This is a genomic window from Pseudomonas sp. PB101 (genome assembly GCF_009764265.1).
Taxonomy (GTDB): domain Bacteria; phylum Pseudomonadota; class Gammaproteobacteria; order Pseudomonadales; family Pseudomonadaceae; genus Aquipseudomonas.
In genome coordinates this window covers 205,750-228,655 of the sequence record NZ_RWIR01000052.1, presented here as the reverse complement: position 1 = coordinate 228,655, position 22,906 = coordinate 205,750, and the positions used below count along the sequence as shown (strand labels likewise).

Sequence of the window (22,906 nt, the reverse complement as noted above, 5' to 3'; positions counted from 1 at the left end):
TTGTCCGCTTCCCGCATGCGGGAGGTCGATACTGATTACGGATTGACGCTGTCCTTCAACGACTTGCCCGGCTTGAACGCAACGGTGTTGCTGGCCTTGATTTTGACGGGCTCGCCGGTTTGCGGGTTTTTGCCGGTGCGGGCACCGCGATGGCGTTGCAGGAAGGTGCCGAAGCCCACCAGCGTCACGCTGTCTTTGCGGTGCAGGGCACCGGTGATTTCTTCCAGAACGGCGTTGAGAACGCGGTTGGCTTGTTCTTTGGTGAGGTCTGCTTTTTCAGCAATAGCTGCAGCGAGGTCTGGTTTACGCATATGAGTGAAGCCCCTTTGACGGTTTGTTGTTGTTATGTCCGTGCTGCCCTCTGCGGAGCAGCGCCAAAAGCGCCGCAGGTGCTCTACTCTGCGGCAGACGGGAGTGAGGATGGCACGCAGTGACGAGCCGCGCCAGTATCGGCGCGGCCTTTGTTGGGGCAAAAGGGGGGTGATTCCGACAGAACGACCGGTATTTATGCCAGCAGGGCCGGAAGCTCTTTGTTCAGGGCCAGTTTTTCCATTACGGCGGCACCCGTGAGTGCGTAACCGAGCAGCTTGCCCGCGGCATCACGGCATAAAACCTTGATGTCGGCGCCCTGCCCTTCGACTGTCCAGATGCCCTCTGCGCCCCGTGGCGGCGGGGACACCACCAAAGGACACACCGGGGTTTTAACGGTGATCGGCATCGGGCCATAGGTGACGGCGGTCGGGTTGCCGGCCAGGGTTTGCGCCAAGGCTCGCGCACAGCTCATCAAGGGCATGACGTACAACAGATTCAAGCCGTCGACCTCGGCACAATCGCCCAGGGCGTAGATGTTGGCGTGGGAGGTCTTCAGGTGTCGGTCGACCATGACGCCGCGGTTGACCTGCAGACCGGCCGCAGCCGCGAGGTCAACCCGGGGGCGCAGGCCAATGGCCGAGACCACCACGTCGCACGGGATCACCTGGCTATCGGACAGGTGCGCTTCGAGGCCGTCCGCCACGCGTTGCAGGCGATTGAGCACCGGCCCCAGGTGGAAACGCGCGCCGAGGCTTTCAAGGCCCGCCTGCACCGCAGCCGCTGCCGCCGGGTGCAGCAGGGTCGGCATGACTTGCTCACACGGCGCCACCAGTTGCACCTCAAAGCCACCCAGGGTCAGGTCGTTGGCGAACTCGCAGCCGATCAAGCCGGCGCCGAGCAGCAGCACGCGGCGCTTGCCGGCGGCTGCCGCACGAAAGCGTGCGTAGTCTTCCAGGTCGTTGATGGGGAACACGCAATCCGCCGCATCGCCTTCAATCGGCACGCGCACGGTTTCGGCGCCCCAGGCCAGGATCAGATCGCGGTAGATCACTGCTTCTTCACCGATCCACAGGCGCTTGTGGCCCGGGTCGATGCCGCTGATGCGCGTGTGGGTGCGAATTTCGGCCTTGAGCTGTTCGGCCATGGCGCCGGGTTCGGCCATGCTCAGGCCGTCGGCATCCTTGTTTTTGCCGAAGCCGGTAGAGAGCATCGGCTTGGAGTAGGAGCGCCCGTCATCGGCGGTAATCAATAGCAGCGGGGTTTCGCTGTCGAGCTTGCGAAACTCGCGGGCGACGTTATAGCCAGCCAGCCCGGTTCCCACGATGACCACAGGTGCGTTCATTCCTGACTCCTCTTGTCTTTTATCAGTTGATTTCGATCATTTCGAAATCCATCTTGCCCACGCCGCAGTCGGGGCACAGCCAGTCTGCCGGGACGTCTTCCCAACGAGTGCCCGGCACAATGCCGTCATCCGGCCAACCGTCGGCTTCGTTGTAGATCAGGCCGCAGACGATACATTGCCACTTTTTCATTCAGGTACTTCCTCAGGGTTCAGGCGTTTTGCCGGCCGGACGGTCGTTGGTTGCAGCGCTGCCGTCCGGCTCAGGGCGTTTTGTACTGATGGGGCCGGGCAGATGCAAGCCTGTTCGGCGCAACGGCGGGGCAATTCAATCAACATCGGCGGCTGACATGTTAAGCTCGCCGCCTCATTTGCTGCCAATAATGACTCATTGTGCAACACACAGAATCCCCCTCCCCGGTCCCGCTCTGGCTCTCGCGCAGCCAATTGGCGCCCCTCCCCGACGCCTCCATTCTGGACTGGCTCTTCGACGAAGGCTCGCTGACCCGACGCCTTGTTCATCTGTCGAATGATGCGTTCAGCGTCACGCCGCTGCTCGAAGGCTGGCAGCCGCTGCGCGCCGATGAATGCGCCGCGCTGGACCTGGCCGAAGGCAGTGAAGGCTGGGTGCGCGAAGTGTATCTGCGCGGTCATGGCCAGGCGTGGGTGTTCGCCCGCAGCGTTGCGTCACGCAGTGCCTTGCACGGTGACGGCTTGCACATGGACGAGCTGGGCAGCCGCTCGCTGGGTGAGTTGCTGTTTTGCGACCGGGCGTTCCAGCGTCAGGCGATCGAGGTTTGTCATTACCCTCAAGAATGGCTGCCGAGCGAAGTGCGGGCGCCTGAGTTGTGGGGACGCCGTTCGCGTTTTGATCGGGGCGCCTTGAGCATACTGGTGGCCGAAATTTTCCTGCCTTCCCTGTGGGACACCGCACGCGCCCAAACGGAGAACCGTTGATGTACCAAAGCCTGCTCAAGTCCTTGAACCGCCTGAACCCTCGGGCCTGGGACTTCATTCAGCTGACCCGAATGGACAAGCCGATCGGCATTTACCTGCTGCTCTGGCCGACGCTGTGGGCGCTGTGGATTGCCGGCAAGGGTTCGCCGTCCCTGGCCAACATCGTGATTTTTGTCCTCGGCGTGGTGCTGACCCGCGCCGGCGGCTGCGTGATCAACGACTGGGCGGACCGCAAGGTCGATGGCCATGTGAAACGTACCGAGCAACGCCCACTGGTAAGCGGCAAGATCAGCTCCAAAGAGGCGCTGGTGTTCTTCGCGTTGCTGATGGGTGCAAGTTTCCTGCTGGTGCTGTGCACCAATGCCGCGACCATCTGGCTGTCATTGGGCGGCCTGGCGCTGGCGTTCAGTTACCCGTTCATGAAGCGTTACACCTATTACCCGCAAGTGGTGCTGGGCGCGGCGTTTTCCTGGGGGATGCCGATGGCGTTCACGGCAGAAACCGGTGAGCTGCCGGCTGTCGCCTGGCTGCTGTGGATCGCCAACCTGATGTGGACCGTGGGTTATGACACCTATTACGCGATGACCGACCGCGATGACGACCTGAAGATCGGCGTGAAATCCACGGCAATCCTGTTCGGCGATGCGGACCGGGCGATCATCCTGACCCTGCAAGGGTTGGCGCTGGGTTGCCTGTTGCTGGCGGGGTCGAAGTTCGACCTTGGAGGCTGGTTCCACCTCGGATTACTGGTGGCGGCGGGCTGCTTTGCGTGGGAGTTCTGGTACACCCGAGGCAAAGACCGGATGCGTTGCTTCAAGGCGTTTCTGCACAATCACTGGGCGGGTTTGGCGATTTTCGTCGGGATTGTGCTGGATTACGCGATGCGTTGACTTGTAGCAGCTGGCGCAGCCTGCATCCGGCTACGCCAACTGCCATGGGGCTTACATCTTCGGCCCGGAGTTGGTGATGATGTGCCATTTTTCCCCTTTTTTGTCGCCCGTCTTGTCTCCTGGCTTCTTGTCGTCGTCGTAGTAGTACAGCGGCTTGCCATCGTAAGCCCACTGCATCGTGCCATCGTCACGCTTGACGACCGACCACTTACCCTCGGCCTTGGCGCCCGCCTCCGCCTTGAACGGTGGCCAGTGATCTGCGCACTCACCCGTGCACACAGACTTGCCGCCAGTGTCCTTGTCGAACGTGTACAAGGTCATGCCCTTATGGTCGACCATCATGCCGTCTTTCATCATCACAGGATCAGCCGCGAAGGCCATGGCCGGCAAGGAAAGCGCAGTCGCCAACAGCAGGGTTTTAAAGGAAAACGAGGATTGCTTCATGGAAACCTTCCTTTTGTGGTTGTCAGGATTCGGACTTAAAGCTTAGTCCAGGATCCAGCCAATCGCCGACCGACTAAAATACTGTCACACGACTGCAATATTTCCGTTATCTAATGCGGCGCAAGACAGTTAAATGACAAGAGGATTAAGGGCATGGTTGGCAGGAGCATTCTGATCGTCGACGACGAAGCGCCTATTCGCGAAATGATCGCCGTTGCGTTGGAAATGGCCGGCTATGACTGCCTGGAGGCTGAGAACTCCCAGCAGGCCCACGCCATTATCGTCGACCGCAAACCGGACCTGATCCTGCTCGACTGGATGCTGCCCGGCACGTCCGGCATCGAGCTGGCCCGTCGCCTCAAGCGTGATGAACTGACCGGGGACATCCCGATCATCATGCTCACCGCCAAGGGTGAGGAGGACAACAAGATCCAGGGTCTGGAAGTCGGCGCCGACGACTACATCACCAAGCCGTTTTCCCCCCGTGAGCTGGTGGCGCGCCTGAAGGCCGTGCTGCGCCGTGCCGGCCCGACCGATGGCGAGGCGCAGATCGAAGTCGGCGGCCTGCTGCTGGACCCGATCAGCCACCGCGTGACCATCGACGGCCGTCCTGCCGAGATGGGCCCGACCGAATACCGCCTGCTGCAATTCTTCATGACCCACCAGGAGCGCGCCTACACGCGCGGGCAGTTGCTGGATCAGGTCTGGGGCGGCAACGTCTACGTTGAAGAGCGCACGGTCGACGTGCACATTCGGCGCCTGCGCAAAGCCCTCGGCGATGCTTACGAAAATCTGGTACAAACCGTGCGCGGCACTGGCTACCGGTTCTCGACCAAGGCCTGATGATCGCAGCGGTTCCACTTTCAAGGACGTATTTTTTTCGTGAACCAAAACTGGCATGGCACCCTGATTCGCCACATGCTGCTGCTGGTCACCGCCTGCCTGGTGATCGGCCTGGTCACCGGCTACTACGGCTGGAGCCTCGCCGCAGGCCTGGGTCTTTACCTGGCCTGGACCCTCAAGCAATTGCTGCGTCTGCATGAGTGGCTGCGCCTGCACAAACCCGATGAAGCGCCACCCGACGGCTATGGCCTGTGGGGCGAGGTGTTCGACAGCATCTACCATCTGCAGCGCCGCGACCAACGGGTACGCGGACGCCTGCAAGCGGTGATCGACCGGGTTCAGGAGTCCACCGCCGCGCTGAAAGACGCGGTGATCATGCTCGACACCGACGGCAACCTGGAATGGTGGAACCGCGCCGCTGAAACCCTGCTGGGCCTCAAGACCCCGCAGGACAGCGGCCAACCGGTGACCAACCTGGTGCGTCATCCGCGCTTCAAGGAATACTTCGAGCAAGACAGTTACGCCGAGCCGCTGGAAATCCCCTCGCCGACCAACGACCGCGTGCGCATCCAGCTGTACATCACCCGCTACGGCAACAACGAGCACCTGATGCTGGTGCGCGATGTGACGCGCATCCATCAGCTGGAACAGATGCGCAAAGACTTCATCGCCAACGTTTCCCATGAACTGCGCACACCCTTGACGGTGATCTGCGGTTACCTGGAAACCCTGCTCGATAACGTCGACGAGGTGAACCCGCGCTGGAGCCGTGCCCTGCAGCAGATGCAGCAACAGGGCGGCCGCATGCAGACACTGCTCAACGACTTGCTGTTGCTGGCCAAGCTGGAAGCCACCGATTATCCGTCGGACAACCAGCCGGTGCCGATCGATGGCCTGCTGCAATCGATCAAGAGCGATGCGCAGCAGTTGTCCGGCCAGAAAAACCAGAAGATCACCCTGGAAGCCGACCCGACGATTCTGCTCAAGGGCAGCGAAGCGGAGTTGCGCAGCGCGTTTTCCAACCTGGTGTTCAACGCGGTGAAGTACACCCCGGCCGAAGGCAATATCCGCATCCGCTGGTGGGGCGATGACCAGGGGGCGCACCTGAGCGTGCAGGATTCCGGGATCGGCATCGATAACAAACACCTGCCGCGCCTGACCGAACGCTTCTACCGCGTCGACTCCAGCCGCAACTCCAACACCGGGGGCACCGGCCTGGGGCTGGCGATCGTCAAACACGTTTTGTTACGACATCGGGCACGGATGGAAATCAGCAGCGTACCGGGCCACGGCAGTACCTTTACCTGCCACTTTGCCCCGGCCCAGGTCACCAAATCCCGGGTGATCAGCACCGCTGACTGATACCGGCCAGCACGCGCCACTAGGCAACGGGCCAGTCAGCCGCTACATTGGCTGACTTGTGCCTGCCTTTCAGGCGCGGCTTTTTCTTCCCTTTCGAATACACGGAACCCGCAAAACTCCATCATGGACCCTTCCCCTGGCTTGTCCCTCGCTACAATTTTCGCCGACTTCGGCATGATTCTTTTTGCTCTGATCCTGGTTTTGCTCAACGGATTTTTCGTTGCGGCGGAATTTGCCATGGTCAAGCTGCGCTCGACCCGGGTCGAGGCCATCGCTGAACAGAACGGCTGGCGCGGGCACATCCTGCGCACCGTGCACAGTCAGCTCGATGCCTACCTGTCGGCGTGCCAATTGGGTATCACCCTCGCGTCGCTGGGCCTTGGCTGGGTCGGCGAGCCGGCGTTTGCGCACATTCTCGAACCGTTGCTGAGCGCCGTTGGCGTCGAGTCGGCCGAGATCGTCAAGGGCGTATCGTTCTTCACCGCGTTCTTCATCATTTCGTACCTGCACATCGTGGTCGGCGAACTGGCCCCGAAATCCTGGGCGATCCGCAAACCCGAATTGCTGTCGCTGTGGACCGCCGTGCCGCTGTACCTGTTCTACTGGGCCATGTACCCGGCCATCTACCTGCTCAACGCCAGTGCCAACACCATCCTGCGCATTGCCGGGCAAGGTGAGCCCGGCCCGCATCACGAGCATCACTACAGCCGTGAAGAACTCAAGCTGATCCTGCACTCCAGCCGTGGCCAGGACCCGAGCGACCAAGGCATGCGTGTGTTGGCCTCCGCTGTGGAAATGGGCGAACTGGAAGTGGTCGACTGGGCCAACTCCCGCGAAGACCTGGTGACCCTGGAGTTCAACGCGCCGCTCAAGCAGATCCTGGCGATGTTCCGTCGCCACAAGTTCAGCCGCTATCCGGTGTACGACAGCGAGCGCCAGGAGTTCGTCGGCCTGCTGCACATCAAGGATCTGCTGCTGGAACTGGCGGCGCTGGACCACATTCCCGAGTCGTTCAACCTCGCCGAACTGACCCGCCCGCTGGAGCGCGTGTCGCGACACATGCCGCTGTCGCAGTTGCTGGAGCAGTTCCGCAAGGGCGGCTCGCACTTCGCCGTGGTCGAAGAGGCCGATGGCAACATCATCGGCTACCTGACCATGGAAGACGTGCTGGAAGTGCTGGTGGGCGACATTCAGGACGAACACCGCAAGGCCGAACGCGGAATCCTCGCGTATCAGCCGGGCAAGCTGCTGGTGCGCGGTGATACACCACTGTTCAAGGTAGAACGGCTGCTGGGCATCGATCTCGACCACGTCGAAGCCGAAACCCTTGCCGGGTTGGTCTATGAAAGCCTCAAGCGCGTTCCGGAAGAGGAAGAAGTGCTGGAAGTCGAAGGCCTGCGGATCATCATCAAGAAAATGAAGGGGCCGAAGATCGTCCTGGCCAAGGTGTTGATGCTCGATTGATTGCGGTTGTGGTGGCGAGCTCTTGTGGCGAGGGAGCTTGCTCCCGCTCGGCTGCGCAGCAGTCGTAAGCTGGCATGTGTGAATAAACGGGGTTGCGGTGACTCTGTGATACCGCGTTATCGTTCATCGCCAGCAAGCCGGCTCCTACCGCCCAATGCAAAGTTGGGCAACGCGCCCACCGGCTGGCTGAACTGGTACGGAATCGACACCAGCCCCAGCCCGGTATTGCGCTGCACCACGAAGTGCAAATGCGGCCCGGTGCTGTTACCCGTATTGCCGGACAACGCCAATGCACTGCCGACCGTTACCCGCTGGCCTTCCCGCACTCGGACCGAGCCTTTCTTCAGGTGCAGGTAAACACCCATGGTCCCGTCATCGTGCAGCACCCGCACGAAATTGCCGGATGCATCGGTGCCGCGGCCGCTCTGGCGATTTTCGGTTTTCACCACCACGCCGCCTCTCGCCGCAATGATCGGTGTGCCCTCAGGCATCGCAATGTCGATGGCGTAACGGCTCTTGGGGCCAAAGTGGCTGTAAGGTCCGTTGGCACCCTGACTGATCCGGAACGGCCCGCCACGCCAGGGCAAAGGGTACCGATAGCCCACGGCGACCCCTGAGGGGTCACCCAGGGAGTAATTGAACTTCGGAACGTAGGCGAGTGGCGTTCCGGCGTTTTTCGCCGAGAGCTGCGCCAGGCGAACGCTGGTGCGTTGGGGTATCACGCGCCGAATCGTACGCGCCGGTACACCGCTGGCGTTCTTCACCCCGGCGAAACTCAGCTCGACCTCGACCGGCGCATACAGGTCATTGCGCACGTACACGCTGTCCACGCCGTTCTTCTTCAAGATGATCAGACGCACCTGACGTTCAAGGTGCTCGACCATGCCATCGCGAAAAATAAACAGCCTGGAGTTTTTGCTGGTGGGGAAGTCGCTGTAGGAGACCACGCCATTGGCATCGGTGGACTTGTAGATCGTCATGGCCGTCGCCGAAACGGCGGCCATGCACAGACCACAAAAAAGCAGCATTCGCGTGAACATGGGGATGAATTCTGTCGAGTGAAACCTGAAATGGAGCCTAGCAGCTGCAATGGACCCGAGTAGTCGACAGATGTTTCAGAAAAGGTGTTCAGCAGATGTGCGGTAACAGTGATGACCCCTTCGCGAGCAGGCTCGCTCCCACATGAGAACGCATTCCAAATGTGGGAGCGAGCCTGCTCGCGAAAGCGGACTTGCAGGCGAAGCTGAATCAAGCGCCAGGAATGAAGTGCTTCTGCGCCGTACCCCGCGCAATCAGGCGCGAGATGTAATCGAGCTTCTGCGCATCCTGGTCGACGAAGCGGAAGGTCAGTTGCAGCCAGTCGCTGTCAGGTTTCGGTTCGTGCGCCACGACGGCGTGCAGATAGCCGTTGAGACGGGCGACTTCGGCATTGTCGCCCTGCTCCAGGTCCAGCACGGCGCTGTCGAGGATCTGCGGCAGGGTCTCGGTACGCTTGACCACCAACAAGGCTTCCTTGAGGCTCAAGGCCTTGATCACGCACTGCTGAATGCCGTTCGGCAAACGCAGTTGACCCTGGCCACGGCCACTGGCGGGATTCGAAGCGGCTGCAGGCGCCTTGACCGGCGGGCTGTTGAGCAAGCCCTTGGACGGTGCGGGTGCGGTCGATGGCGTAGCGACGGGGGCCTTGCCGGCCGTCAAGGCGGCAAGGGAGTCGTTGGCGAATGCAGGGGGGGTCTTGGTCGCGGCTACGTTGATCAAGGCATCGAGTTTGCCGACCTTGTGCAGCGCCTGCTTGACCTTGGTGATCAGTTGCTCGTTGGTGAACGGCTTGCTGACGTAACCGGATACCCCGGCCTGGATCGCCTGGACGACGTTTTCCTTGTCGCCACGACTGGTCACCATCACGAAAGGCATGGTTTTGAGGTTGTCTTGCTCACGACACCAGGTCAGCAGTTCCAGGCCGGACATTTCCGGCATTTCCCAATCGCACAGGACCAGGTCGAACGCTTCCTTGGCCAGCATGGCCTGGGCTTTTCTGCCGTTGATCGCATCTTCGATCCGCATGCCCGGGAAATAATTGCGCAGGCACTTTTTCACCAGGTCACGAATGAACGACGCGTCGTCCACGACCAACACACTGACCTTACTCATCCACCACCCCTTTAAGAAATCCCGGCCAGCATACCGCCTTGCTGATGGCACATTGCCAAAAACCTTCAGTCACGCCGGACTTTTCGTTCGCGGGTGCTGCTTTTCGAATTCATGGGCCGCAAACAAAAACGCCCGGCCATCAGGCCGGGCGCTTTACTTGGGCAACCTTACTTATCGTCAGTTTTGCCCGGAACATTAGCGGTTTCGCCGGTTGTTCCTTCGACTTCTTCCTTCATGCGCTTGAGACCCAGGTGGCGCACGTCGGTGCCGCGTACCAGGTAAATCACCAGTTCCGAGATATTGCGCGCGTGGTCGCCGATACGCTCCAGCGAACGCAGCACCCAGATAATGCTCAGAACCCGCGAGATAGAACGCGGATCTTCCATCATGTAGGTCGCCAGCTCACGCAGGGCGGTCTTGTATTCGCGGTCGATGATCTTGTCGTACTGCGCCACCGACAGGGCGAGTTCGGCGTCGAAACGGGCGAAGGCGTCCAGTGCGTCGCGGACCATGTTGCGCACCTGGTCACCGATGTGGCGCACTTCGACGTAGCCGCGCGGGGCCTCGCCTTCTTCGCACAGCTGGATGGCGCGACGGGCGATCTTGGTCGCTTCGTCACCGATGCGTTCCAGGTCGATCACCGATTTGGAAATGCTGATGATCAGACGCAGGTCGGACGCTGCCGGCTGACGACGGGCCAGAATGCGCAGGCATTCTTCATCGATGTTGCGTTCCATCTGGTTGATCTGGTCATCGATCTCGCGCACTTGCTGGGCCAGGCCGGAGTCGGCCTCGATCAGCGCGGTGACCGCGTCGTTGACCTGCTTCTCGACCAGCCCGCCCATGGCCAGGAGGTGGCTGCGCACTTCCTCGAGCTCAGCGTTGAACTGCGCGGAGATGTGGTGGGTAAGGCCTTCTTTACTAATCATGTTGGCGTCCTTGGAGCGTCCGGTAAGGTGCGGTGGACCGCAGCGTCAGTTCAGTGAGCAACAACAGCTTCCTAGCCGTAGCGACCAGTGATGTAGTCTTCGGTCTGCTTCTTCGCCGGATTGGTGAACAGGGTGTCGGTGTCGCCGAATTCCACCAGCTTGCCCATGTACATGAACGCCGTGTAGTCGGAAACCCGCGCGGCCTGTTGCATGTTGTGGGTCACGATGACGATGGTGAACTTCGATTTCAGTTCGTAGATCAGCTCTTCGACTTTCAGCGTGGAGATCGGGTCGAGTGCCGAGCACGGTTCGTCGAGCAGCAGCACTTCGGGCTCCACGGCGATGGTGCGGGCGATCACCAGACGCTGCTGCTGACCACCGGACAGGCCCAGCGCCGATTCGTGCAGACGGTCCTTGACCTCGTCCCACAGCGCCGCGCCTTTGAGTGCCCACTCGACGGCTTCGTCGAGCACGCGCTTCTTGTTGATGCCCTGGATGCGCAGGCCGTAGACCACGTTTTCGTAGATGGTTTTCGGGAACGGGTTGGGCTTCTGGAACACCATGCCGACGCGACGACGCAGCTCGGCCACGTCTTCGCCCTTGCGGTAGATGTTGTTGCCGTACAGGTTGATCTCGCCTTCAACGCGGCAACCGTCAACCAGGTCGTTCATGCGGTTGAAGGTACGCAGCAGCGTGGACTTGCCGCAGCCGGACGGACCGATGAAGGCCGTCACGCGCTGTTTCGGGATGTTCATGCTGACGTCGTACAGCGCTTGTTTTTCGCCATAGAACAGGCTCAGGCCCGGCACTTCGATGGCCACGGTTTCCTGCTCGAGGTTCAGGCTCTGTTTGTCGCGACCCAGGGCCGACATGTTGATGCCGTGGGTATGTGTTTCGTGCTGCATGGGAGGCTCCCTGTGCTAACAAATTCGGTTCGGTTGCCACAGGCCGAGCCTGCGGGTTACACAATTCTTTCCTTGTAGGAGCCGGCTTGCTGGCGATCCAGGCAACTCGGTCCCGCAGGCTCACCGTGGTGATGCCTTCGCCAGCAAGCCGGCTCCTACAGTTCGGTGTTGATCAGCTATCCAGCGCTTTGTATTTCTCGCGCAGGTGGTTACGGATGTACACCGCCGACAGGTTCAACGTCGCGATCACCAGCACCAGCAGCAATGCCGTGGCGTACACCAGCGGTCGTGCGGCTTCGACGTTCGGGCTCTGGAAGCCGACGTCATAGATGTGGAAGCCCAGGTGCATGATTTTCTGGTCCAGGTGCAGGTACGGGTAGTTGCCGTCCACCGGCAGCGACGGCGCCAGTTTCACCACACCCACCAGCATCAGCGGCGCCACTTCACCCGCGGCGCGGGCCACGGCGAGGATCATGCCGGTCATCATCGCCGGGCTGGCCATCGGGATGACGATCTTCCACAAGGTTTCAGCCTTGGTCGCGCCGAGGGCCAATGAACCTTCACGCACGGTGCGAGGAATCCGCGCCAGGCCTTCTTCGGTGGCCACGATCACCACCGGCACCGCCAGCAGCGCCAGGGTCAGCGAGGCCCAGAGCAGACCGGGTGTACCGAAGGTCGGTGCGGGCAGCGCTTCCGGGAAGAACAGGCGGTCGACCGAACCACCCAGTACGTAGACGAAGAAGCCCAAACCGAACACGCCGTAGACAATCGCCGGAACGCCCGCCAGGTTGTTCACCGCGATACGGATGATCCGCGTCAGGGTGTTCTGCTTGGCGTATTCACGCAGGTAGACCGCTGCCAGCACGCCGAACGGGGTGACGATCATCGCCATGATCAGGGTCATCATCACGGTACCGAAGATCGCCGGGAAGATGCCGCCTTCGGTGTTCGCTTCACGCGGGTCGTCCGACAGGAATTCCCAGATCTTGCTGAAGTAGAAGCCAACCTTGGTGAAGGTGCTCATCGCGTTCGGCTGGTAGGCGTGAACCACTTTGCCCAGACCGATTTCAATCTCTTTGCCATTGGCATCGCGGGCAGTCAGCGCATCGCGATTGAACTGCGCATGCAGATCGGCCAGACGCGCTTCGATGTCCTGATAACGGGCATTGAGTTCGGCGCGCTCGGACTCCATGTCCGCTTGTGCGGTGGCGTCGAGTTTGCCTTCCAGTTCCAGTTTGCGACCGTGCAGACGGATGCGTTCCAGCCCTGCGTTGATCGCACCGATGTCGGTCTTTTCCAGCGACTTGAGCTGGGCGGCGAGCCCGTTCACACGGTTGATCCGCGCTTGCAGCTCAGGCCAGGCAGCCTCGCCCTCGGCGATGACCTTGCCGTCCTGTTTGACGTTGACCAGGTAGCCGTAGAAGTTGCCCCACTCGCGACGCTCGATGGCCATCAGCTCCGGCGGCGTCGTCTGGTTGGTCAGCCACTCGCCGACGATCCAGGTGAAGTCGGTGCCGTTCAGGTCACGGTTGCCGACCTTGATCAGCTCGCGGGTCATGAACTCCGGGCCCTGCTCAGGCACCGGCAAGCCGGCACTCTTCAAGCGGGCACGGGGGACTTCTTCCTTCTGTACCACTTCGCCGATGACCAGGTGATTGGCCTGGCCCGGCACGTCGTAGCTGGCGTGGATCAGATCCGCCGGCCAGAAGTGACCCAGGCCGCGCACGGCAATCACTGCCAGCAGGCCAATGGTCATGATGACCGCGATGGACACCGCGCCACCGCTGATCCAGACGCCGGGGGCGCCGCTCTTGAACCATCCTTTCAGGGAGTTCTGTTTCACAGACTTCTACCTTTCTTAAAGCGACGAGTATTTCTTGCGCAGACGCTGACGAATCAGTTCCGCGAGGGTGTTCATGACGAAGGTGAACAACAGCAGCACCAGCGCCGAGAGGAACAGCACGCGGTAGTGGCTGCCGCCGACTTCCGACTCCGGCATTTCCACCGCGACGTTGGCGGCCAGGGTGCGCAGGCCTTCGAACAGGTTCATTTCCATGACCGGGGTGTTGCCGGTGGCCATCAACACGATCATGGTTTCACCGACCGCACGCCCCATGCCGATCATCAGCGCCGAGAAGATGCCCGGGCTCGCGGTGAGGATCACCACGCGGGTCATGGTCTGCCACGGCGTGGCACCGAGGGCCAGGGAACCCAGGGTCAGGCCGCGAGGCACGCTGAACACGGCGTCTTCGGCGATGGAGTAGATGTTCGGGATGACCGCGAAACCCATGGCCAGACCGACCACCAGTGCGTTGCGCTGGTCGTAGGTGATGCCCAGGTCGTGGGAGATCCACATGCGCATGTCGCCGCCGAAGAACCAGTTCTCCATGAACGGACTCATGTACAGCGACAGCCAGCCCACGAACAGGATCACCGGAATCAGCAGCGCACTTTCCCAGCCATCCGGCACTCGCAGGCGGATCGATTCAGGCAGGCGACTGAAGGCGAAACCCGCCACCAGAATGCCGATCGGCAGCAGCATCAACAGGCTGAAGATGCCCGGCAAATGCCCTTCCACATACGGTGCGAGGAACAGACCGGCGAAGAAACCGAGGATTACCGTCGGCATCGCTTCCATCAGCTCGATCACTGGCTTGACCTTGCGGCGCATGCCCGGGGCCATGAAGTACGCGGTGTAGATCGCCGCCGCAACGGCCAGTGGAGCGGCCAGCAGCATGGCGTAGAACGCGGCTTTCAGGGTACCGAAGGTCAGAGGCGACAGGCTCAGTTTGGGTTCGAAGTCGGTGTTGGCGGCGGTCGATTGCCAGACGTATTTAGGCTCGTCGTAGTTCTCGTACCAGACCTTGCTCCACAGGGCGCTCCACGATACTTCCGGGTGCGGGTTGTCGAGCAGCAGCGGGTGCAGCTTGCCGCCAGCTTCGACGATCACGCGGTTGGCACGAGGCGACAGACCGAAAACGCCCTGGCCTTCAGCGACCGGTTCCACCAGCAGGGTGCGGTGAGCGGTGCTGTGGAACACGCCAAGCTTGCCGGAAGCGTCCAGGGCCACGAAGCCCTTGCGGCGTTCTTCGGCGGTGATTTCAACGATCGGCGTGGTGCCCATCTGGAAGGTGCGGATCTGCTTCAGGCGCTGTTCGCCATCGGGGTCTCGGGCCATGAACCACTGGGCCAGGCCACCTTTGGAGTCCCCGATAATCAACGAAATGCCGCCCACCAGCTGGGTGCTGGCGGTGACTTGTGCTTCACCGTCTTCAAGCAGTTTGTAGCGACCGTTGAGGCTCTTGTCGCGCAGGCTGAACACGTCCGCCTGGGCACGCCCGTTGACCACATACAGCCACTGCTGACGCGGGTCGACGAAGATGTTCTTCACCGGCTCGGTCATTTGCGGCAGGTCGATGCGCTTCTGCTCGTTGGTGACTTCGCCGGTCATCATGTTCTCTTCGCTGGTCAGCGACAGAACATTGAGTTGCGAACCGGTGGAGCCGACCAACATCAGGGTCGAATCGGTGGCGTTGAGGCTGACGTGTTCCAGCGCGCCGCCGGATTCGTTCAGCGCGATCGGGGTTTCGCCGTAAGGGTATTCAATGGCTGGCGAGATGGTTTTCTTGCCATCCGGGTAGCTGACCTTATAGGTGTGACGGAACACTAGTGCCTGGCCGTTGGACAGGCCCACGGCCACCAACGGATGACCTGGCTGGTCTTCACCGATGGAAGTGACGGTGGTACCGGCCGGAACAGGCAAATCGACGCGCTTGAGTTCGGCGCCACTGTCGATATCGAAAAACAATGCCTGGCCCTTGTCGGAAACCCGCATCGCCACCTGGTTCTGCTCTTCGAGCGAGATCATCAGCGGCTTGCCGGCGTCCTGCATCCAGGCTGGGGTGATCGCATCTTTCGCAGTCAGGCTGGCACCCTGGAACAGGGGCGCAACCACGTAGGCGAGGAAGAAGAAGATCAGTGTGATGGCTGCCAGCACCGCCAGGCCGCCGATGAGGACGTACCAGCGGGTGAAGCGATCCTTGAGCGCGCGGATGCGACGCTTGCGTTGTAGCTCAGGCGTATTGAAATCAATTCGCTTGGGGGGATTAGTAGTCATTGTGGAATTGGCCAGATCATTCATTCGCACACCCTAGCGATCCTGTATGACAGAAAGATGACAGTGCAGTGACGCAACAAATCCGCCGCCAGCGGTCGCTGGCAGTGGATAGAGAATTTGGGGTTGTAGGAGCCGGCTTGCTGGCGAAAAATGGTACATCCGACACATTTTCTGCGGATGGATGACCATCGCCAGCAAGCCGGCTCCTACACAGGTCCGGGGTGAGCCCCGGGCCTAGGGTGTTACTTTTTTGCGACTTCAGCGCCGCCTTCCGCCAGACCCAGGTCAGCCAGTGCTTTTGCAGCTACTTTGGCCGGCAGTGGGATGTAACCGTCTTTCACTACAACTTCCTGACCCTGTTTCGACAGAACCAGTTTCACGAACTCGGCTTCCAGCGGGGCCAGAGGCTTGTTCGGGGCTTTGTTCACGTAAACGTAGAGGAAGCGCGACAGCGGATACTTGCCGTTCAGGGCGTTTTCTTCGGTGTCTTCGATGAAGTCCTGGCTGCCTTTCTTGGCCAGGGCCACGGTCTTCACGCTAGCGGTCTTGTAGCCGATGCCCGAGTAACCGATGCCGTTCAGCGAGGAGCTGATCGACTGCACGACCGAAGCCGAACCCGGTTGTTCGTTCACGTTTGGCTTGTAGTCGCCTTTGCACAGGGCTTCTTCCTTGAAGTAGCCGTAGGTGCCGGATACCGAGTTACGACCGAACAGTTGCACCGGCTTGTTGGCCAGGTCGCCGGTCACACCCAGGTCACCCCAGGTTTTCACGTCAGCTTTGGCGCCGCACAGACGAGTGGACGAGAAGATCGCGTCGACCTGTTCCATGGTCAGGTGCTGGATCGGGTTGTCCTTGTGAACGAACACAGCCAGGGCGTCCACGGCAACCGGGATGGCGGTTGGCTTGTAGCCGTACTTCTGCTCGAAGGCAGCCAGTTCGGTGTCCTTCATCTTGCGGCTCATCGGGCCCAGGTTGGAGGTGCCTTCAGTCAGCGCAGGTGGCGCGGTGGCGGAGCCAGCGGCCTGAATCTGGATGTTTACGTTCGGGTATTCTTTCTTGTAGTTCTCGGCCCAGAGGGTCATGAGGTTGGCCAGGGTGTCGGAACCAACGCTGGACAGGTTGCCCGACACACCAGTGGTCTTGGTGTAGCTCGGGATAGCAGGGTCAACAGCGGCAACCGCGTTGGCAGTCGCAACGCCAGCAGCGACAAAAGTCATTGCCGCCATCAAACGCTTCAGTTTCATGCCTTACTCCTAGCAGATAGGGTGTGTTAAGTCGGGGCCAAGTATCAGCAGGCCGTGTGAACACTCTATGGCTGAAATATGACAATTGGATGAAAGGCCAGTATTTGGCTGTTGCGGGATAATTCGCGCTGCCCTCATCGCCAGCAAGCCGGCTCCTACGGACTTCTGTAGGAGCCGGCTTGCTGGCGATGAGGCCCAACTAGCGCCCCTTCTTCCAGAGATATGCACCTACCAGAATCCCGACCCCGCACAGCACCGCCACATAATAAGACGGCCCCATCGCGCTCTCCTTGAGCAACAGGCTGACGATCATCGGCGTCAGACCACCGAAAATCGCATAGGCGACGTTGTACGAGAACGACAAACCGCTGAAGCGCACCACCGGCGGGAACGCCTTGACCATCACATACGGCACCGCGCCGATGGTGCCGACCAGCAGACCGGTCAGGGCATACATCGGAAACAGCCAGTCGGGATGGTCGGCCAGGCTGTGATAGAAGGTCCAGGAGCTGGCCAGCAGCGCAGTACAACCAAAGACGAAGACTCGCCCCGCACCGAAGCGGTCGGCCAGCGCGCCGGCGATGATGCAGCCAAAGCTCAGGAACACGATCGCCAGGCTGTTCGCCTGCAGGGACGTGGTTGGCGAGAAGTGATAGACCGTCTGCAACACGGTCGGGGTCATCAGGATCAGTACCACGATGGCGGCCGACAGCAGCCAGGTCAGCAGCATCGAAATGGCGATGGCACCACGATGGTCACGCAGCACCGCGCGCAGCGGCACTTCTTCGGCTAGGGCCTTGCGCTGTTGCAGCTCGGCGAACACCGGGGTCTCGTGCAGCCAGCGACGCAGGTACACCGAGAACAGACCGAACACGCCACCGAGCAGGAACGGGATCCGCCAGGCGTAATCCGCCACTTCCACCGGGGTATAGACGCTGTTGATCGCCGTGGCGACCAGCGAACCTAGGAGGATGCCCGCCGTCAGGCCGCTGGTCAGTGTGCCACAGGCGTAGCCGACATGGCGCTGCGGCACGTGCTCGGAAACGAAGACCCACGCCCCCGGCACTTCACCACCAATGGCGGCGCCCTGGATCACCCGCATCAACAGCAACAGGATCGGCGCCCACATGCCGATCTGCGCATAGGTCGGCAGCAGGCCCATGATGAGGGTCGGCACCGCCATCATGAAGATGCTCAGGGTGAACATCTTCTTGCGTCCCAGCAGGTCGCCGAAGTGCGCCATCACGATGCCGCCCAGCGGCCGTGCAAGGTAGCCGGCGGCGAAGATGCCGAAGGTCTGCATCAGGCGCAGCCACTCGGGCATGTCCGCCGGGAAGAACAGCTTGCCCACCACCGTGGCGAAGAACACGAAGATGATGAAGTCGTAGAACTCCAGCGCGCCGCCCAGGGCAGACAGCGATAGAGTCTTGTAGTCGTTGCGGGTCAGCGGACGTGCGGGTTGGTCTGGCTGCGCGATGCTCGAGGGCGCTGTGGTCATGGCAAGGGCTTCTCTTATAGTCGGATCTGCAACCTCAACAACGCTGGCGGAGGTTTGGGCAGGTCCGGCACGATAGCAAATTGTTCGAAAAAGCACATAGAGGTGCGTTTTTGACGGTCAAAATGAGAACCGGACGGTCGTCGCGGAGTCTACCGACCGATATACTCGCAGTCTTGCTCCGGTTTTCAGGGGTTGCTGTGCGAAAACGCCTGTCAGGTTCATAGGCGATTTCGCAGAGTTTCCCTTTAGGCGCCTGATGGAAAACGTGACGAACGTAGTATGTTCGGTGCTGAATCGTTTTTCCCGAAGACGGCTACCACCAGCAATACCAACGAAGAGTCACGGGTCAGAGGCACCCCCGGCATGATAGAGCTCGAACAAGAAGATCCGATCCCGCAAGGCGACCTGGCCCTGCAAATCACCGCGCTCCCTCGCGAAACCAACGGCTTTGGCGATATTTTCGGCGGCTGGCTGGTGGCGCAGATGGATTTGGCAGGCACCGCGATGGCCAGCAAGGTCGCCGGCGGGCGCGTTGCCACCGTTGCGATCGACCGCATGGCGTTTCTGGTTCCGGTGGCGGTGGGCGCCCAGCTTTCCTTTTATACCCAGGCCCTGGAAATCGGCCGCAGCTCGATCAAGATGATGGTCGAGGTCTGGAGCGACGATCCACTGTCCAGCGAGTGGCGTAAAGTAACCGAAGCGGTGTTTGTGTTCGTTGCCATCGACGGCAGCGGCCGCACTCGTTCGGTTCCGCCTCGGGCTCGCTGAAAGAGTGTTTAAACCTGGTAGCCGTTTTGCGGTCGATAGTTGTCCACGTTACTGATCGAGAGCTGTCCCATGAGCACGCCCAATGTTGAAGCCGTAAAACTGGATGAACTGAACTGCTGGCGTATCCGCCACGGTCAGGCCGAATTACTGGTGGCCCAGCAAGGCGCGCACATCCTCAGCTATCAATTGGCTGGCCAGCCGCCGCTGATCTGGCTCAACGATGAGGCCGTGTTCAAGACCGGCAAGAGCATCCGTGCCGGCGTGCCGGTGTGCTGGCCGTGGTTCGGCGTGTTCGAGCGCAACCCGCAAAGCGTTCAGGCGATGCGCGCCGGCAAGGAGGCACCGTCGGCTCACGGCTTCGTGCGGGCAATGGATTGGGAGTTGGGGGGAATTGAAGCCGAAGGCGAAAGCCTGAAAGTCGAATTCCTCCTGCCCTACCCCGAAGGCGGCTTCCCCGGCTGGCCGCACCAGGTGGATCTGACCCTGAGCATTCGCCTCGACGACCAACTGCACATTCAACTGAGCAGCCACAACCGCGGCGCCGATACCGTCAGCATCAGCCAGGCGCTGCACAGTTATTTTGCCGTCAGCGATGTGCGTGAAGTGCACGTCGAAGGCGTGGATGGTCTCAACTACATCGAAACCCTGGACAACTGGAAAACCGTCACCCAGGCCGGTGACCTGCGTTTTACCGGCGAGACCGACCGCATCTACCTCGATGCCCCGCCGCAGCTGACCATCGTCGATCCGGCCTGGGAACGGCGCATCGTACTGACCAGCAGTGGTTCGCGTACGGCGGTGATCTGGAACCCGTGGATCGACCGCGCCGCCGCGTTCAGCGATATGGCGGACGATGGCTGGCAGCGCATGCTGTGCATCGAGACGGCGAACGTGATGGGCGATGTGGTGAACCTGAAACCAGGTGCGAGCCACACCCTGGGCGTGAGCGTCGGTAGCAAACCGCTCTAAGCAACACCACAAAACCAATGTGGGAGCGAGCTTGCTCGCGATGGCGGTGTAACAGGCAACATAAATGTTGAATGTTATCGCCTCATCGCGAGCAAGCTCGCTCCCACAGGTTTTTGTGCCAGGCCTTCTGGCGGCGCGTTACAAATCCGATTCTTTCACCACCCGCACCTTCTGCGCATCCAGCGCATACGCCGCATCGGCCAGGTCATTGCTGACCTTTTCAACCTTCAGCGTGCCGGTGACCCACAGCGGCGTGTAGATATCATTCAGCTTCAGGCCTTGTGGATAGCGCACCAACACCAATTGGTTGGGCGGTGGCGGCGGCACGTGGATGCAGGCGCCCGGGTACGGCACCAGGAAGAACAACGTGCTGCGGCCCTTCGCGTCGGACTCCAGCGGCACCGGGTAGCCGCCAATGCGGATGTCCTTGTCGTTCATCGACGCCACGGTCTTGGTCGAGTACATCACCGCCGGCAAGCCCTTGGCCTGCTTCATTCCACCCTTGTCGGTGAAAGTGCCATTGGCTTCAGGGGAGTCGTGGTCGATTTCGGGCATGGCCTCGAGGGCCTTCTGGTCCGACTTGGGCATCAATTCGAGCCAGTCGGTTTCCGGCAGTTCGCCGGCATGGGCAAAGCCCGAACCCAGTAAAACGAGAGTCAGCAAAAGACGGCGCATGAAGGTGCTCGGTAAAGGTAAGAACAGGAAACGCCGAGCATTCTAGCCCTCTCGACCGGTTTGGCGGAGAGGGCTTTATCGCCGGGATCAGTTCTTCCTGATCAGTCCGTAGATCACCAGCAACACAACGGCGCCCACCAGCGCCCCGATGAAGCCTGCACCTTGGCCAGCCTGATAGATACCCAGGGCTTGACCGCCATAGGTGGCCGCCAGCGAACCGCCGATACCGAGCAGGATCGTCATGATCCAGCCCATGCTGTCATCGCCCGGTTTCAGGAACCGTGCCAGCAAACCGACGATCAGGCCGATAAAGATGGTTCCGATAATTCCCATGGCATTCCCCTCTCAATGAAGTCGCTATTCGAAAGCCTAGTCAGACTTTCGTAACCTGCCATGAGAGAACGGAGGAACCTGAAGGTTCCGCCGTTGCCAGATAAAAACTATTCGGCGATCAGTGCTTCAACCTTGAGAATCTGGGCCGCCAGCGTCTCGCGGTCTGCACAGCGAAGGTTGGCATGACCCACCTTGCGGCCGATCTTGAACGCCTTGCCATAGTGATGCAGATGGCAATCGGCGATGTTCAGGACCTTCTCGGTCTCTGGCACTTTGCCGATGAAGTTGAGCATCGCGCTTTCACCAACCTTGGCCGTCGAACCCAATGGCAGACCGGCAACGGCCCGCAAGTGGTTTTCGAACTGGCTGCACTCGGCGCCTTCGGTGGTCCAGTGCCCCGAGTTGTGCACGCGCGGCGCAATTTCGTTGGCCTTGAGGCCGCCGTCGACTTCGAAGAACTCGAACGCCATCACGCCAACGTAATCCAGCTGCTTGAGCACACGGCTGGAGTAATCTTCGGCCAGGGCTTGCAGCGGGTGATCGGTGCTGGCGATGGACAGCTTGAGGATGCCGCTGTCGTGGGTGTTGTGCACCAGCGGGTAGAAGCGGGTTTCACCGTCGCGCGCACGCACGGCGATCAGCGAGACTTCACCGGTGAACGGCACGAAGCCTTCCAGCAGGCAGGCCACGCTGCCCAGCTCGGCGAAGGTGCCGACCACATCTTCAGGGGTACGCAGGACTTTCTGGCCCTTGCCGTCGTAACCCAAAGTACGGGTCTTCAGCACGGCCGGCAGACCGATGGAAGCCACGGCGGCGTCCAGGTCGGCCTGGGACTGGATATCCGCGAACGCCGGGGTAGGAATCCCCAGGTCCTTGAACATGCTCTTCTCGAACCAGCGATCGCGGGCGATGCGCAGGGCTTCGGCGCTCGGGTAGACCGGGACGAATTGCGAGAGGAACGCGACTGTTTCCGCCGGCACGCTTTCGAACTCGAAGGTCACCAGGTCGACCTCATCGGCCAGCTGGCGCAGGTGATCCTGATCGCCGTAATCGGCTCGCAGGTGCTCGCCCAACGCGGCTGCGCAAGCGTCAGGCGCCGGGTCCAGGAAAGCGAAGTTCATGCCCAGCGGAGTGCCCGCCAACGCCAACATGCGACCCAACTGGCCGCCACCGATTACACCGATCTTCATCGTCAACAACCTCAGGCGATGCGTGGGTCTGGATTTTCCAGGACGCTGTCTGTCTGCTCAGCACGGAAGGTTTTCAACACCGCGTGGAACTGCGGATGCTTGGCACCAAGGATACTCGCCGACAGCAACGCTGCGTTGATCGCACCGGCCTTGCCGATGGCCAGGGTGGCGACCGGAATGCCCGCAGGCATCTGCACAATAGAGAGTAGCGAGTCGACACCCGAAAGCATTGCCGACTGCACGGGCACGCCCAGCACCGGCAGGTGGGTCTTGGCCGCACACATGCCTGGCAGGTGAGCCGCGCCACCGGCACCGGCGATGATCACCTCGATGCCACGCCCTTCCGCTTCTTCAGCGTACTGGAACAGCAGGTCCGGGGTGCGGTGGGCAGAAACCACTTTCACCTCGTAGGGGATGCCGAGCTTTTCCAGCATATCGGCGGTGTGGCTAAGGGTGGACCAATCGGACTTGGAGCCCATGATCACGCCAACCAGTGCACTCATCGTCGTGCCTCTT

At 60.9% G+C, this 22,906-nt stretch carries 23 protein-coding genes; 7 read left to right on the top strand and 16 right to left on the bottom strand.

Annotated elements, in window-relative coordinates; genetic code table 11:
• Window positions 1-35: 35 nt before the first annotated feature.
• The 3 genes from EI969_RS16110 to EI969_RS16100 form a co-directional block, all read right to left on the bottom strand.
• On the bottom strand, window positions 36-311 hold the full coding sequence (locus tag EI969_RS16110; RefSeq protein WP_003195589.1) for an HU family DNA-binding protein: 276 nt from the start codon (window positions 309-311) through the stop codon (window positions 36-38).
• A 194-nt stretch (window positions 312-505) separates the two neighbouring features.
• Window positions 506-1,654 (bottom strand): NAD(P)/FAD-dependent oxidoreductase, encoded by a 1,149-nt coding sequence (locus EI969_RS16105; RefSeq protein WP_160388652.1) that lies wholly within the window; start codon window positions 1,652-1,654, stop codon window positions 506-508.
• Between the two features lie 22 nt (window positions 1,655-1,676).
• Window positions 1,677-1,844, bottom strand: a complete 168-nt coding sequence (locus EI969_RS16100; protein WP_160388651.1) for a rubredoxin — start codon at window positions 1,842-1,844, stop codon at window positions 1,677-1,679.
• Window positions 1,845-2,044: 200 nt separating this feature from the next.
• On the opposite strand from EI969_RS16100, the gene EI969_RS16095 reads away from it, so the two are divergent.
• Complete coding sequence (locus EI969_RS16095; protein WP_160388650.1) at window positions 2,045-2,608, top strand: chorismate lyase; 564 nt, start codon at window positions 2,045-2,047, stop codon at window positions 2,606-2,608.
• The gene (gene ubiA / locus EI969_RS16090; protein WP_160388649.1) at window positions 2,608-3,498 is read left to right on the top strand and encodes a 4-hydroxybenzoate octaprenyltransferase; all 891 of its coding nucleotides are present in this window, start codon (window positions 2,608-2,610) and stop codon (window positions 3,496-3,498) included. The genes EI969_RS16095 and ubiA overlap by 1 nt, the downstream gene beginning before the upstream one ends.
• 51 nt (window positions 3,499-3,549) lie before the next feature.
• On the opposite strand, the gene EI969_RS16085 is transcribed toward ubiA, so the two are convergent.
• Window positions 3,550-3,942, bottom strand: a complete 393-nt coding sequence (locus EI969_RS16085; RefSeq protein WP_160388648.1) for a hypothetical protein — start codon at window positions 3,940-3,942, stop codon at window positions 3,550-3,552.
• 153 nt (window positions 3,943-4,095) lie between these two features.
• Between EI969_RS16085 and phoB the strand changes: the two genes are divergently transcribed.
• The 3 genes from phoB (at window position 4,096) to EI969_RS16070 (ending at window position 7,611) form a co-directional block, all read left to right on the top strand.
• Window positions 4,096-4,785: a phosphate regulon transcriptional regulator PhoB gene (gene phoB / locus EI969_RS16080; protein WP_160388647.1), complete on the top strand. Its 690-nt coding sequence runs from the start codon at window positions 4,096-4,098 to the stop codon at window positions 4,783-4,785.
• A 75-nt stretch (window positions 4,786-4,860) separates the two neighbouring features.
• Window positions 4,861-6,147: a phosphate regulon sensor histidine kinase PhoR gene (gene phoR / locus EI969_RS16075; protein WP_178120702.1), complete on the top strand. Its 1,287-nt coding sequence runs from the start codon at window positions 4,861-4,863 to the stop codon at window positions 6,145-6,147.
• A gap of 123 nt (window positions 6,148-6,270) precedes the next feature.
• Window positions 6,271-7,611: a hemolysin family protein gene (locus EI969_RS16070; protein WP_160388645.1), complete on the top strand. Its 1,341-nt coding sequence runs from the start codon at window positions 6,271-6,273 to the stop codon at window positions 7,609-7,611.
• 116 nt (window positions 7,612-7,727) lie between these two features.
• Here the strand turns inward: EI969_RS16070 and EI969_RS16065 are convergent, their stop codons facing one another.
• The 8 genes from EI969_RS16065 to EI969_RS16030 form a co-directional block, all read right to left on the bottom strand.
• On the bottom strand, window positions 7,728-8,651 hold the full coding sequence (locus tag EI969_RS16065; protein WP_160388644.1) for a M23 family metallopeptidase: 924 nt from the start codon (window positions 8,649-8,651) through the stop codon (window positions 7,728-7,730).
• A 208-nt stretch (window positions 8,652-8,859) separates the two neighbouring features.
• Window positions 8,860-9,762 carry a response regulator gene (locus EI969_RS16060; RefSeq protein ID WP_160388643.1) on the bottom strand — a complete coding sequence of 301 codons (903 nt, stop codon included), beginning with the start codon at window positions 9,760-9,762 and terminating at the stop codon, window positions 8,860-8,862.
• A gap of 167 nt (window positions 9,763-9,929) precedes the next feature.
• Entirely contained in the window at window positions 9,930-10,691 is a 762-nt protein-coding gene (phoU, locus tag EI969_RS16055) for a phosphate signaling complex protein PhoU (RefSeq protein ID WP_095964354.1), read from the bottom strand.
• Window positions 10,692-10,762: 71 nt separating this feature from the next.
• Window positions 10,763-11,596 (bottom strand): phosphate ABC transporter ATP-binding protein PstB, encoded by an 834-nt coding sequence (pstB, locus tag EI969_RS16050; protein ID WP_160388642.1) that lies wholly within the window; start codon window positions 11,594-11,596, stop codon window positions 10,763-10,765.
• Between the two features lie 172 nt (window positions 11,597-11,768).
• Window positions 11,769-13,439, bottom strand: a complete 1,671-nt coding sequence (pstA, locus tag EI969_RS16045) for a phosphate ABC transporter permease PstA (RefSeq protein WP_160388641.1) — start codon at window positions 13,437-13,439, stop codon at window positions 11,769-11,771.
• 15 nt (window positions 13,440-13,454) lie between these two features.
• A complete protein-coding gene (locus tag EI969_RS16040) occupies window positions 13,455-15,488 on the bottom strand; it encodes an ABC transporter permease subunit (protein WP_178120700.1) in 2,034 nt (677 codons plus the stop codon).
• A 467-nt stretch (window positions 15,489-15,955) separates the two neighbouring features.
• Window positions 15,956-16,957 carry a phosphate ABC transporter substrate-binding protein PstS gene (locus EI969_RS16035; RefSeq protein WP_056726832.1) on the bottom strand — a complete coding sequence of 334 codons (1,002 nt, stop codon included), beginning with the start codon at window positions 16,955-16,957 and terminating at the stop codon, window positions 15,956-15,958.
• Window positions 16,958-17,156: 199 nt separating this feature from the next.
• Window positions 17,157-18,455, bottom strand: a complete 1,299-nt coding sequence (locus tag EI969_RS16030; RefSeq protein ID WP_160388639.1) for an MFS transporter — start codon at window positions 18,453-18,455, stop codon at window positions 17,157-17,159.
• A gap of 363 nt (window positions 18,456-18,818) precedes the next feature.
• On the opposite strand from EI969_RS16030, the gene EI969_RS16025 reads away from it, so the two are divergent.
• Together EI969_RS16025 and EI969_RS16020 are read left to right on the top strand one after the other, a co-directional pair.
• Complete coding sequence (locus EI969_RS16025) at window positions 18,819-19,223, top strand: acyl-CoA thioesterase (protein WP_007942704.1); 405 nt, start codon at window positions 18,819-18,821, stop codon at window positions 19,221-19,223.
• A gap of 69 nt (window positions 19,224-19,292) precedes the next feature.
• Window positions 19,293-20,192, top strand: a complete 900-nt coding sequence (locus tag EI969_RS16020) for a D-hexose-6-phosphate mutarotase (protein ID WP_160388638.1) — start codon at window positions 19,293-19,295, stop codon at window positions 20,190-20,192.
• Between the two features lie 138 nt (window positions 20,193-20,330).
• On the opposite strand, the gene EI969_RS16015 is transcribed toward EI969_RS16020, so the two are convergent.
• From EI969_RS16015 to purE, 4 genes are all read right to left on the bottom strand, one after another.
• On the bottom strand, window positions 20,331-20,867 hold the full coding sequence (locus EI969_RS16015) for a DUF3299 domain-containing protein (protein WP_160388637.1): 537 nt from the start codon (window positions 20,865-20,867) through the stop codon (window positions 20,331-20,333).
• A gap of 87 nt (window positions 20,868-20,954) precedes the next feature.
• On the bottom strand, window positions 20,955-21,200 hold the full coding sequence (locus tag EI969_RS16010; RefSeq protein WP_090177848.1) for a GlsB/YeaQ/YmgE family stress response membrane protein: 246 nt from the start codon (window positions 21,198-21,200) through the stop codon (window positions 20,955-20,957).
• A gap of 107 nt (window positions 21,201-21,307) precedes the next feature.
• A complete protein-coding gene (locus tag EI969_RS16005) occupies window positions 21,308-22,390 on the bottom strand; it encodes a 5-(carboxyamino)imidazole ribonucleotide synthase (RefSeq protein WP_160388636.1) in 1,083 nt (360 codons plus the stop codon).
• Window positions 22,391-22,401: 11 nt separating this feature from the next.
• Window positions 22,402-22,893 (bottom strand): 5-(carboxyamino)imidazole ribonucleotide mutase, encoded by a 492-nt coding sequence (purE, locus tag EI969_RS16000; RefSeq protein ID WP_160388635.1) that lies wholly within the window; start codon window positions 22,891-22,893, stop codon window positions 22,402-22,404.
• Window positions 22,894-22,906: the final 13 nt, after the last annotated feature.

Bases quoted from the DNA above. Each gene is read 5' to 3' on its own strand.
- EI969_RS16110 (WP_003195589.1), bottom strand. From the start codon at position 311: ATGCGTAAACCAGACCTCGCTGCAGCTATTGCTGAAAAAGCAGACCTC.
- EI969_RS16105 (WP_160388652.1), bottom strand. From the start codon at position 1,654: ATGAACGCACCTGTGGTCATCGTGGGAACCGGGCTGGCTGGCTATAAC.
- EI969_RS16100 (WP_160388651.1), bottom strand. From the start codon at position 1,844: ATGAAAAAGTGGCAATGTATCGTCTGCGGCCTGATCTACAACGAAGCC.
- ubiA (WP_160388649.1), top strand. From the start codon at position 2,608: ATGTACCAAAGCCTGCTCAAGTCCTTGAACCGCCTGAACCCTCGGGCC.
- EI969_RS16085 (WP_160388648.1), bottom strand. From the start codon at position 3,942: ATGAAGCAATCCTCGTTTTCCTTTAAAACCCTGCTGTTGGCGACTGCG.
- phoB (WP_160388647.1), top strand. From the start codon at position 4,096: ATGGTTGGCAGGAGCATTCTGATCGTCGACGACGAAGCGCCTATTCGC.
- phoR (WP_178120702.1), top strand. From the start codon at position 4,861: ATGCTGCTGCTGGTCACCGCCTGCCTGGTGATCGGCCTGGTCACCGGC.
- EI969_RS16070 (WP_160388645.1), top strand. From the start codon at position 6,271: ATGGACCCTTCCCCTGGCTTGTCCCTCGCTACAATTTTCGCCGACTTC.
- EI969_RS16065 (WP_160388644.1), bottom strand. From the start codon at position 8,651: ATGTTCACGCGAATGCTGCTTTTTTGTGGTCTGTGCATGGCCGCCGTT.
- EI969_RS16060 (WP_160388643.1), bottom strand. From the start codon at position 9,762: ATGAGTAAGGTCAGTGTGTTGGTCGTGGACGACGCGTCGTTCATTCGT.
- phoU (WP_095964354.1), bottom strand. From the start codon at position 10,691: ATGATTAGTAAAGAAGGCCTTACCCACCACATCTCCGCGCAGTTCAAC.
- pstB (WP_160388642.1), bottom strand. From the start codon at position 11,596: ATGCAGCACGAAACACATACCCACGGCATCAACATGTCGGCCCTGGGT.
- EI969_RS16040 (WP_178120700.1), bottom strand. From the start codon at position 15,488: ATGCAGGACGCCGGCAAGCCGCTGATGATCTCGCTCGAAGAGCAGAAC.
- EI969_RS16035 (WP_056726832.1), bottom strand. From the start codon at position 16,957: ATGAAACTGAAGCGTTTGATGGCGGCAATGACTTTTGTCGCTGCTGGC.
- EI969_RS16030 (WP_160388639.1), bottom strand. From the start codon at position 18,455: ATGACCACAGCGCCCTCGAGCATCGCGCAGCCAGACCAACCCGCACGT.
- EI969_RS16025 (WP_007942704.1), top strand. From the start codon at position 18,819: ATGATAGAGCTCGAACAAGAAGATCCGATCCCGCAAGGCGACCTGGCC.
- EI969_RS16020 (WP_160388638.1), top strand. From the start codon at position 19,293: ATGAGCACGCCCAATGTTGAAGCCGTAAAACTGGATGAACTGAACTGC.
- EI969_RS16015 (WP_160388637.1), bottom strand. From the start codon at position 20,867: ATGCGCCGTCTTTTGCTGACTCTCGTTTTACTGGGTTCGGGCTTTGCC.
- EI969_RS16010 (WP_090177848.1), bottom strand. From the start codon at position 21,200: ATGGGAATTATCGGAACCATCTTTATCGGCCTGATCGTCGGTTTGCTG.
- EI969_RS16005 (WP_160388636.1), bottom strand. From the start codon at position 22,390: ATGAAGATCGGTGTAATCGGTGGCGGCCAGTTGGGTCGCATGTTGGCG.
- purE (WP_160388635.1), bottom strand. From the start codon at position 22,893: ATGAGTGCACTGGTTGGCGTGATCATGGGCTCCAAGTCCGATTGGTCC.